Origin of the sequence: Pseudomonas xionganensis (genome assembly GCF_009763245.1) — a bacterium.
Classification (GTDB): domain Bacteria; phylum Pseudomonadota; class Gammaproteobacteria; order Pseudomonadales; family Pseudomonadaceae; genus Aquipseudomonas; species Aquipseudomonas xionganensis.
The window spans coordinates 687349-697427 of record NZ_WKJZ01000001.1 but is presented as its reverse complement, the minus strand read 5'-3'; the positions used below and the strand labels follow the sequence as shown (position 1 = coordinate 697427).

Annotated in this window: 8 protein-coding genes; 5 read left to right on the top strand and 3 right to left on the bottom strand. The window is 65.8% G+C overall.

The features are described 5' to 3' along the window. Nucleotides 1-549: 549 nt before the first annotated feature. The 3 genes from GJV18_RS03175 to GJV18_RS03165 all read right to left on the bottom strand — a co-directional run bounded on the left by GJV18_RS03175 (nt 550) and on the right by GJV18_RS03165 (nt 4246). Nucleotides 550-1638: a polyamine ABC transporter substrate-binding protein gene (locus GJV18_RS03175; RefSeq protein ID WP_160343271.1), complete on the bottom strand. Its 1089-nt coding sequence runs from the start codon at nt 1636-1638 to the stop codon at nt 550-552. A gap of 20 nt (nt 1639-1658) precedes the next feature. Further along, a complete protein-coding gene (locus tag GJV18_RS03170) occupies nt 1659-2405 on the bottom strand; it encodes a TorF family putative porin (protein ID WP_160343270.1) in 747 nt (248 codons plus the stop codon). Between the two features lie 98 nt (nt 2406-2503). Beyond that, nucleotides 2504-4246: an amidohydrolase gene (locus tag GJV18_RS03165; protein ID WP_160343269.1), complete on the bottom strand. Its 1743-nt coding sequence runs from the start codon at nt 4244-4246 to the stop codon at nt 2504-2506. Between the two features lie 106 nt (nt 4247-4352). Here GJV18_RS03165 and GJV18_RS03160 point away from each other — a divergent pair, with 106 nt between their 5' ends. The 5 genes from GJV18_RS03160 (at nt 4353) to GJV18_RS03140 (ending at nt 9926) form a co-directional block, all read left to right on the top strand. Beyond that, on the top strand, nt 4353-5297 hold the full coding sequence (locus tag GJV18_RS03160; RefSeq protein WP_160343268.1) for a LysR family transcriptional regulator: 945 nt from the start codon (nt 4353-4355) through the stop codon (nt 5295-5297). A 126-nt stretch (nt 5298-5423) separates the two neighbouring features. Continuing rightward, nucleotides 5424-6779 (top strand): M16 family metallopeptidase, encoded by a 1356-nt coding sequence (locus GJV18_RS03155; protein WP_160343267.1) that lies wholly within the window; start codon nt 5424-5426, stop codon nt 6777-6779. Then, nucleotides 6772-8250 carry a M16 family metallopeptidase gene (locus tag GJV18_RS03150; protein WP_160343266.1) on the top strand — a complete coding sequence of 493 codons (1479 nt, stop codon included), beginning with the start codon at nt 6772-6774 and terminating at the stop codon, nt 8248-8250. Before GJV18_RS03155 ends, GJV18_RS03150 begins: the two co-directional genes overlap by 8 nt. Continuing rightward, the gene (rsmD, locus tag GJV18_RS03145) at nt 8250-8852 is read left to right on the top strand and encodes a 16S rRNA (guanine(966)-N(2))-methyltransferase RsmD (protein WP_160343265.1); all 603 of its coding nucleotides are present in this window, start codon (nt 8250-8252) and stop codon (nt 8850-8852) included. The genes GJV18_RS03150 and rsmD overlap by 1 nt, the downstream gene beginning before the upstream one ends. An 81-nt stretch (nt 8853-8933) precedes the next feature. Continuing rightward, nucleotides 8934-9926 carry a hydrolase gene (locus GJV18_RS03140; RefSeq protein WP_160343264.1) on the top strand — a complete coding sequence of 331 codons (993 nt, stop codon included), beginning with the start codon at nt 8934-8936 and terminating at the stop codon, nt 9924-9926. The last annotated feature ends 153 nt before the right edge of the window (nt 9927-10079 follow it).

Here is a 10079-nt window from a genome sequence, read left to right as displayed (position 1 = left end):
AACCGGGGCAACCGGGGCAACCGGGGCAACCGGGGCAACCGGGGCAACCGGGGCAACCGGGGCAGGCTCACTAGGCGGCGCGGGTTTGTCCAGCTCGGCCGACACTTCGGGGGCAGCTATCGGGGCCGGAGTGACAGGCGCGGGCGCCTCGACCGGCGAGACCACAGGGTTCGCAACCGGTTGCGGCGCAGGTGCCTCAGCTGGCGTAACAGATGGCGTGGGACTGGCAGTCGGGGCAGCCGCTTCATTAGCACCCGGCTGGGGCTTCTTGCGCAGCCAGCCGAACAGATCCTTTTTCTCCGCCGGCTTGTCGCTTGCGTCAGGGGTCTTCTTGTCGTCGTTGGAACCAAACATGGAGGACGGCTATCTCTGTGGGGCGACAGGCCCGGCCGGGCCTCCCGGCTGCGCACCACAACAAGCTGACCCAGGCGCGCGGCAATGGCGGGAGGCGTCGACCGGCCAGGAGCCAGTAAAACGGATGCGTATGCTAGCACCTCAATGCCCGCCGCGGCTAAGGCCAAGCAGGCCGGCCGACAGCCGCCCCTCTTGCTAGCGCCCCGACTTAAAGCGACTCCAGGAGCGGGTCATCCAGCGCATGATCTCTGCCGAGGGTTCGGCGGAGACGTACAGACGCTCCAGCACCTCGGCCGGCGGATAGACCCCAGGGTTGTGCAACACCGCCTCGTCCATCAGGCTTTGCGCCGCCCGGTTGGCGTTGGCGTAACCCACATATTCGCTGATCGCCGCAATCACATCGGGTCGCAGCAGATAGTCGATAAAGGCATGGGCCTCGTCCACATTCTGCGCATCGGCCGGGATGCTCAGGGTGTCGAACCACAGGTTGCCGCCCTCGCGGGGCACCACATAGGCCAGTTCGATGCCGTTTTCCGCTTCCTCGGCGCGGCTGATGGCCTGGAATACGTCGCCTGAGTAGCCGAAGGCGATGCAGATATTGCCGTTGGCCAGGTCGGAGATGTACTTGGAGCTGTGGAAATAGGTGATATGCGGGCGCAGCGGCTGCAGCTTGCGCTCGGCGTCCTTGTAGTCCTTGATCCGCGTGCTGTTGGGGTCCAGGCCCATGTAGTTGAGTAGGGAGGGGTAGATCTCGTCGGCCGAGTCCATAAAGGCCACGCCGCAGCTTTTGAGCTTCTCCAGATTCTCCGGCTCGAACAGCACGGCCCAGGAGTCGACCTGCTCGATACCCAGCACCTCGCGCACCTTGGCCACGTTGTAGCCGATGCCGTTGGTGCCCCACAGATAAGGCACCGAATACTGATTGCCGGGGTCGTTGGCCTCAAGCCGCTTGAGCAGCTGCGGGTCGAGGTTGCTCCAGTTGCTCAGCTTGCTTCTGTCCAGTTTCTGGAACACCCCGGCCTTGATCTGCCGACCGAGGAAATGGTTGCTCGGCACCACCAGGTCATAACCGCTTTGCCCGGCCAGCAGCTTGCCTTCAAGGGTTTCATTGGAATCAAAGACGTCATACACCGGGCGGATACCGCTGGCTTGCTGAAACTCGCTCAGAGTGTCTTCGGCGATGTAGTCGCTCCAGTTGTAGATGTTCACCACTGGCTGGGCCATGGCCTGGCTGGCAAGCGCCAGCAGGCCGGCCGCCAGGGCGGCTGATTTGCAGAAAGTCATAAGCCGTCCTTGTTGCGGGATCAGAAGGTCATGCCGGCGCTGACCACCAGCGTGGCGCTGCACAGGTCGTCGTAGCCGGAGAAGCTCAGGCACTGGGCATCGGACAGGTCGGTGTCGACATAGCTCAGGCCCCAGGTGACGCCGAACAGGTCCTTCTGCAGGCCGACGCTCCAGTTGTCGTAGGCCTGGCTGCCACGGGTCCAGTCGCGGTTGAAGAACACGTCGTCCTTGTAGTCGATGCGCTCGTACTTGAGCTCCAGGCCGATATCCAGAGGCAGCAGGGTGCGGTAGCCGGCGTAGTAGCCGGAGCTGGTCTGCTCGGTGTCGTGGGAATGCCTGCCGCCAACAAAGAAGCCATAGGCATCCAGGGTCAGGTAGATATCGGCGCCATTGAACTGGCTCTCACCCGGGTAGGTATAACGGTTGTAGTAGGTGTCCAGGCTGATGGCATCGCTGATCTGCCAGTAGTAACCGGCGTAGTAGTCAACCTCCTGGCGGGTGCCGTAGTGGTCATCCTCCAGCCAGTCGTAGCCGAACTCCACATTGCTGGTCCAGACCCCGGCATACAGGCCGCTGGCGTGGGTCAGCATCAGATCCAGCTGCATGGCCGGGTCGCCCAGGGTCTGGGAGATACCGCTGCTGCGGTAGTCGCTGAGCACCGTGGGGGAGATCTGCAGGGCGAGGGTTTCACTCAGCTCCAGGGCCTGCGCTGGGCCGAGAGGGGCCAGGGCCAGCAGACCCAGGGCAAGATGACGCATCGTAAGCATGGGGATTTTCCTTGTTGTTATGGGTTCGATAAGCCAAGGCTCCGCCCGCCCCGCCCCCAGCGGGGAGCAGAGCCGTGCGAGCGGAGCGGGCGGAACGCTTAGGACTCGCGCTGGTGCACCAGGCGGCCGGCGAAATAGGTGCGCAGCACCTGGGTGTCGAACAGCTCCGCGTCGCTGACCTCGAACACATCGCGGTCCAGCACGATCAGGTCGGCCTGCTTGCCCGGCACCAGGGAGCCAATCTGCTGATCCAGACGCAGGGCCTTGGCCGCGTTGAGGGTGTAGGCGTGGAACATGGTCTGGCGGTCGATGCTTTCGGCGGCATTCAGCACCCCCAACGGGCCTTCGCGGGTGCTGGCCTGGGCGATGGCGTTCCAGGGGTTGGGGCTGGATACCGGCCAGTCGCTGGCGCCGGCGAGCATGGCCCCGGCCTGGTGCAGCGAGCGTGCCGGATAGTGGGTCTGATAGGCCGCGGCGCTGACGTAGGGCTTGACCAGTTCCTCGGTGTAGCTTTCCGCCGTGGCCCAGAGCAGCTGCATGGAGGCGATCACGCCGAGCTGCTTGAAGCGCGGGTATTCCCTGGGGTTGACCATCTGCAGGTGGCTGATGCTGTGCGGTACCGGGGTCGGATTGACGCTGCGCGCCGCCTCGAAGCCGTTCAGCGCCTCGCGCACCGCGCGGTCACCGACGGCGTGCACATGCATGATCCAGCCGCGCTGCTCGGTGGCCTGCACCAGCGCCGGGAAGCTCTTCGGGTCGATCAGCAGTTCGCCGCGCTTGAGGCTGTTCTTGAACGGATCGAGCATCGCGGCGGTCTGCCCCGGGTACTCCATCACCCCGTCGGAGAACACCTTGATGCCAGGAAAGCTCAGGTTCGGCACGCCCTGGAACTGCTGCATGACCTTGTCCAGCACCGCCAGATCAGCCGGCTTGCTCTGTGGATGGGTGACCAGCAGCGCGGCCACATGGGCGCTCAGCTCGCCCTTCTCGGCCAGCTCGCGGTACAGCGGCAGCACGCCGACATCCTGCTCGGTGGGGCGCATCTCGAACAGGCCATCGCTGTCGCCGGCATTGGCGGCGGCGTCCATCCAGGCGGTCACGCCCACCTCATTGTTGATGCGCACGGCGGCGCGGGCCGCCTCCAGAAGAAACTCCGGCGTGGGCGCCGGGTACTGGCTGCGCACCCGATCCCAGGCCGTCTCGGCCAGGTAGCCGGTGGGGTTGAGCTGGGCATCGGTGCCGATAAAGCCGCGCTCCTTGTCATCCAGGCTGCGCACCAGTTCGGCATTGATACCCAGACGTTTGAGCATGGCCTGGTTGGCCCAGCCGGTATGACCGTCGATGCCATCCAGCACCAGCGGCTGCTCGGCCCAGCGGCCCTGGTTGAAGATGCGCCCCAGCTCCGCGCTCTGCTGCCAGTAGGCCGAACTGCTGCCGGAGATGACGATCAGGTCGCCCATGCGGGCAATCCCGGCCTGGTCCTGTTCGAGAATCCACTGTTCCAGTTCGGCCAGCGGCAGCACCTCGTCATACAGGTTGGCGCGCAGGCTGGCCATGCCGGCCATGACCGGGTGGGTGTGGGTATCGATCAGCCCCGGCATCAGCACCTTGCCGCCCAGATCGAGCTGCTCGGTATCGGCGCCAGCCAGGGCGCGGATCTCGGCATCGCTGCCCACCTTGAGGATCTGGCCGTTAGCCACCGCCACCGCCTGGGCCAGGGGGCGGCCCGGTTCGGCGGTAAAGACCTTGGCGTTGTAGAAAATCAGATCGGCTGCCGCCATGGCTTCCAATGTGGAAAAAGCCAGAACCGCCGCCAGTAACCTTGGGATTGCCCGTTGCATCGCATCAGCCTCTTGTTTTTATTGGATAGGCCTGGAGACTAAGCAATGAGCGCGCGGTCAAGAATGCCGTTCTCGCGCAAAAGACTTTTTCCAAATAGGCAAAACCATGGATAAATTGAGCGCCCTCGGCATGTTCGTCGCCACGGCGGAACAGGGCAGTTTCAGCCGCGCTGCCGAGCAACTGGGCAAGACCCCTTCGGCCCTGACCAAGGCGGTCAGCCACCTGGAGGCCGAACTGGGGATCCAGCTGTTTGAACGCAGCACCCGGCGCACGGTACTGACCGAAGCCGGACGCCTCTACCTGGACACCGCCCGCCAGGTGCTGCGACGCCTGGCCGATGCCGGCGAGGAAATCGCCCAGCTCAAGCACGGTCTGATCGGCAGCCTGCGTCTGACCGCGCCCCTGGCCTTTGGCCGGGCCTTTCTCGATGAGGCCTGCGCCGAATTTCTCGCCCGCTACCCACAGATGAGCCTGCGCGTGGACCTGTGCGATGCCTTTGTCGATCTGGTCGAAGGCGGCTATGACCTGGCCCTGCGCGAGGGCCGCAGCGACCTGCCCGGGCTGATCGCCAAGCCGCTCGGGCGCAACCAGATCGTGCTGTGTGCCAGCCCCGCCTACCTGGCAGCCAACCCGGCGCCGATCACGCCTGAATCCTTCGACCAGCACCAGTGGCTGAACTATCAGCACCCGGCCCTGGACCCGCATTACCGCTGGCTCAGCCATAACGGCGTGCGCCTGCGCATGGCCGTGCCCAGGGCGCGGCTGGAAAGTGACAACCATGACCTGCTGCTGACCAACTGCCTGCGCGGCGGCGGCCTGTATGCCGGCCCGCTCTGGAGTTTCGGGCCTTACCTGGCACGGGGTGAGCTGGTCCAGGTGATGAGCGACTATGACTTCGACCCGGACGCCTTCGGCCCACTGATCCTCGCCGTGTACCCCAGCCACCGGCGCGCCACGCGCAAGGTGCAGGCTTTTATCGAGCATCTGGGTACCTTTCTCGCCGAGCGCGGCCTGGCGCCGGAGCCCCATGCCCAGGGACAACTCCGGTAAAAAACAGCACCGAACACCCGGGAACAGCCGAGGTGTTATAAGGTCTGACGGTTCAGTCTCCACCCGCTTGCCGCTAGAATCCGCCTGGCCGGCTTCCCGGCAGCCCACCTTTGGTAACCCTCAGCCATGCAGATCGCTTTTCTTCGCACCGCCAGCCTGCTGTTCGCCCTCCTGGCCGCGCCGCTGTCGGCCCAGGCCGCCGAGGCCCAGCCCACCCACGAATTCAGCCTGGACAACGGCCTCAAGGTCATCGTCCGCGAGGATCACCGCGCCCCGGTGGTGGTGTCCCAGCTCTGGTACAAGGTCGGCTCCAGCTACGAAACCGCCGGCTCCACGGGCCTGTCCCACGCTTTGGAACATATGATGTTCAAGGGCAGCGACAAGCTCGAACCCGGTGAATCCTCACGCATCCTGCGTGAGCTGGGCGCCGAGGAGAACGCCTTTACCAGCGACGATTACACCGCCTACTACCAGGTGCTGGCCCGCGATCGCCTGGCCGTGGCCCTGGAGCTGGAGGCCGATCGCCTGGCCAGCCTGAAGCTGCCTGCCGAGGAATTCACCAGGGAAATCGAGGTGATCAAGGAGGAGCGGCGCCTGCGCACCGACGACCGTCCCGGCTCCCTGGCCTACGAGCGTTTCAAGGCCATGGCCTACCCGGCCAGCGGCTACCGCAACCCCACCATCGGCTGGATGCACGACCTCGAACGCATGACGGTGGACGACCTGCGCGCCTGGTACCAGGCCTGGTACGCACCGAACAACGCCACCCTGGTGGTGGTGGGCGATGTCGGCGCTGCCGAGGTGAAGATCCTCGCCGAGCGCTTCTTCGGCGCCATCCCACGCCGCGAGGTGCCCCCGGCCAAGCTGCCCCGGGAGCTGGACGCCCCTGGCGAGCGACGCACCACCCTGTACCTCAAGACCCAGCTGCCCAGCCTGATGATGGGCTTCAACGTGCCCGGCCTGGCCACTGCTAGCGAGCCGCGCCAGGTGCACGCCCTGCGCCTGATCGCCGCCCTGCTCGACGGCGGTTACAGCACCCGCCTGGCCAGCCGCCTGGAGCGCGGCGAGGAGCTGGTGAGCGGTGCCAGCGCCTGGTACAACGGCTTTACTCGCGGCGACAGCCTGTTTGTGCTGTCCGCCAGCCCCAACGTGCAAAAGGGCAAAACCCTGGAGCAAGCCGAGGCAGGGCTGTGGCGCGAGCTGCAGGACCTGCAGCAGAACCCGCCAAGCGCCGAGGAGCTGGCCCGGGTGCGCGCCCAGGTGATCGCCGGCCTGGTCTATGAGCGCGACTCCATCACCAGCCAGGCCACCGCCATCGGCCAGCTGGAAACCGTCGGCCTGTCCTGGCGGCTGATCGACCAGGAACTGGCCGAGCTGGAAGCGGTGACCCCCGCCGATATCCAGCAGGCCGCCAACACCTTTTTCGTCCGCGACCGTCTGAACGTCGCACACGTACTGCCCGAGGAGTCGCGCCATGAGTGAGCGCAATGGTCTGCGCTATGGCCTGCTCGGCCTGGCGCTACTGGGTTTGCTGGCCATCCTGTATGCCACCAGCCAGCGCAGCCCCGACATTCAGCCGGCCGAGCCCGCGAGCAGCCGGCCACAGATCGAATCCCTCAGCGAGCTGGGTGATCAACCCCCGGCCCGACGCCATCTGGAGATCCAGACCTGGCAGACCGCCGAAGGCGCCAAGGTGCTGTTCGTGGAAGCCCGCGAACTGCCGATGTTCGACCTGCGCCTGACCTTCGCCGCCGGCAGCAGCCATGACCAGGGCGTTCCCGGCCTAGCCATGCTGACCAATGCCATGCTCAACGAAGGGGTACCGGGCAAGGATGTCGGCGCCATCGCCGCCACGTTCGAGGACCTGGGTGCCAGCTTCGGCAACGGTGCCTACCGCGATATGGCGGTGGCCAGCCTGCGCAGCCTGAGCGCGGCCGAACAACGCGAACCGGCCCTGGCCCTGTTCAATCAGGTGCTGGGCCAGCCGACCTTCCCCGAGGATTCCCTGGCGCGGATCAAAAACCAGCTGCTGGCAGGCTTCGAGCAGCAGAAGCAGAACCCCGGCAAGCTGGCCAACCTGGAACTGTTCCAGCGTCTGTATGGCGAGCACCCCTATGGGCATCCCAGCGAAGGAACTGCCGACTCCATCCCGGGCATCAGCCGCGAGCAGCTGCAGGCCTTCCACGCCCGCGCCTATGCCGCCGGCAATGCGGTGATCGCCCTGGTCGGCGATCTCTCCCGCGCCGAGGCCGAAGCCCTTACCGCCGCAGTGTCCGCTGCCCTGCCGGCCGGCCCGGCACTGCCACGGATCGCCCAGCCCGAGGTGCCGACGCCCGGCCCCAGCCATATCGAGTTCCCCTCCAGCCAGACCCATCTGCTGATCGCCCAGCTCGGTATCGACCGCCGTGACCCGGACTACGCCGCCCTCTACCTGGGCAACCAGATGTTCGGCGGCGGCGGTTTCGGCACCCGGCTGATGGAAGAGATACGCGAGAAACGCGGCCTGACCTACGGTATCTACTCCGGCTTTACCGCCATGCAGGCCCGCGGCCCCTTCCTGATCAGCCTGCAGACCAGCGCCGAGCAGAGCGCCGGCACCTTGCAACTGATCCAGGACATGCTCCGCGAGTATCTGGCCGAAGGCCCCAGCGAGGCCGAACTGCAACGGGCCAAGCGTGAGCTGGCCGGCAGCTTCCCGCTGTCCACCGCAAGCAACGCCGCCATCGTCGGCCAGCTTGGCTCCATGGGTTTCTACGACCTGCCGCTGACCTATCTGGAGGACTTTATGGCCGAGGTTCAGGCCCTGAGCCTGGAACAGGTCAAGGACGCCATAAACCGCCATCTCGATCCCGAAGCCCTGGTCATCGTCACCGCCGGGCCCACGGTGGAGCAGAAGGAATTGCCGCCGCCCAGCGACACGCCGCGCCCGCAGCCCAGCGGAGTGCCGCACTGATGGCCGGCCGCACCCCGTCAAAGCCAGCCGCCAAGGCCCATGGCGGCCAGGGCCAGCTGCGCATTATCGGCGGCCAGTGGCGCTCGCGGCGCTTCGCCTTCCCCGACGGCCCCGGCCTGCGCCCGACCCCGGACCGGGTGCGCGAAACCCTGTTCAACTGGCTGGCGCCCTATGTCGAGGGCGCCCATGTCCTCGACCCCTTTGCCGGCAGTGGCGCCCTGCTGCTCGAAGCCCTGTCCCGTGGCGCCGCCAGCGGCCTGGCCTGCGACCTGAACCCGGCGTCGGTGAGCGCATTGCGCGGGCATCTGGCGACCCTGCAGTGCAGCAACGGCGAGATCCAGCTGGGCGATGCCCTGCAGCTGCTGGCCCAGCCAGCGCCGCGGCGCTTCGATATCGTCCTGCTCGACCCGCCCTTCCATCAGGACCTGCTGCTCGGCGCCTGCCAGCTGCTGGAGCAACAGGGCTGGCTGGCCGACGACGCCTGGGTCTATACCGAAAGCGAGCAGTCACCCTCCAGCCTCGGTCTGCCCGGCAACTGGCGCCTGCACCGGGAGAAACACACCGGCCAGGTGCATTACGCGCTATGGCAGCGCAGTGCGTAGGGTGGATGTCGCCTTTTACCTCCACCATGACGGTGTGAGCGGTGGATGGATGAAGCGTCATCCACCCTACAGGAAATATCCATGACGCCTTTCCAACCCGCCTGGTGGCTGCCCGGCCCCCATCTGCAGACCCTGTGGAACCCCATGTGCCGCAGGCCGCCAAAGCTTGAGCGCAGGCGCGAGCGACTGTGGCTGGAAGATGGCGACTTTCTCGACTTGGACTGGCATGGCCCGCACCAGGCCGAAGCGCCGCTGGTGCTGGTGCTGCATGGCCTGACCGGCTCGTCCGACTCGCTCTATGTGCTGGGCCTGCAACAACAACTGGCGGCCCAGGGCTGGGCCAGCGTGGCGCTGAACTGGCGTGGCTGCTCCGGTGAGCCCAACCTGCTGGCGCGCGGTTATCACTCCGGCGCCAGTGAAGACCTGGCGGAAACCATCCGCCATCTGCGCGCCCAACGGCCCATGGCGCCGCTGTATGCCGTGGGCTATTCCCTGGGCGGCAATGTGCTGCTCAAGTACCTGGGCGAAAGCGGCGCGGACAGCCAGTTGCAGGGCGCGGCGGCGGTGTCGGTGCCGTTTCGCCTGGATCAGTGCGCCGACCGCATCGGCCTGGGTTTTTCCAGGGTCTACCAGCGCCACTTTATGCGCGAGATGGTGGCCTACGTGAAGGACAAGCAGCGTCTGTTCGCCCACCAGGGCATGAGTGATCGGCTGTCCACCCTGGAAAAGCTCGGCCCCCTGGACAATATGCGCACCTTCTGGGATTTCGACGGCCGCATCACCGCGCCGTTGCATGGCTACGCCGATGCCGAGGACTACTACCGGCGCGCCTCCAGCCGCTACTTTCTCGGCCGGATCGCAACCCCGACGCTGATCATCCAGGCCGACGACGACCCCTTTGTCTTTCCCCACAGCCTGCCCGAGGCCAGCGAACTGGCGCCCTGCATCGAATTCGAGCTGCACGCCCACGGCGGCCATGTAGGTTTTGTCGAGGGCAGCCTGAGCAAACCGGGCTACTACCTGGACCGGCGGATTCCGCAGTGGCTGGCCGAGCAGGCCGCGAAACTCCTGTAGGGTGGATGACGCTCTTATCATCCACCAATAGAGCAGGTGATATTCGAGTGGTTGTGTAGGTGACGGTGGGCAAGCTTCGCGTTGCCCACCCTACGACTGAAACAACAACTCAACCCGCAGCCCGGATAAGCGCAGCGCAATCCGGGACAGCAA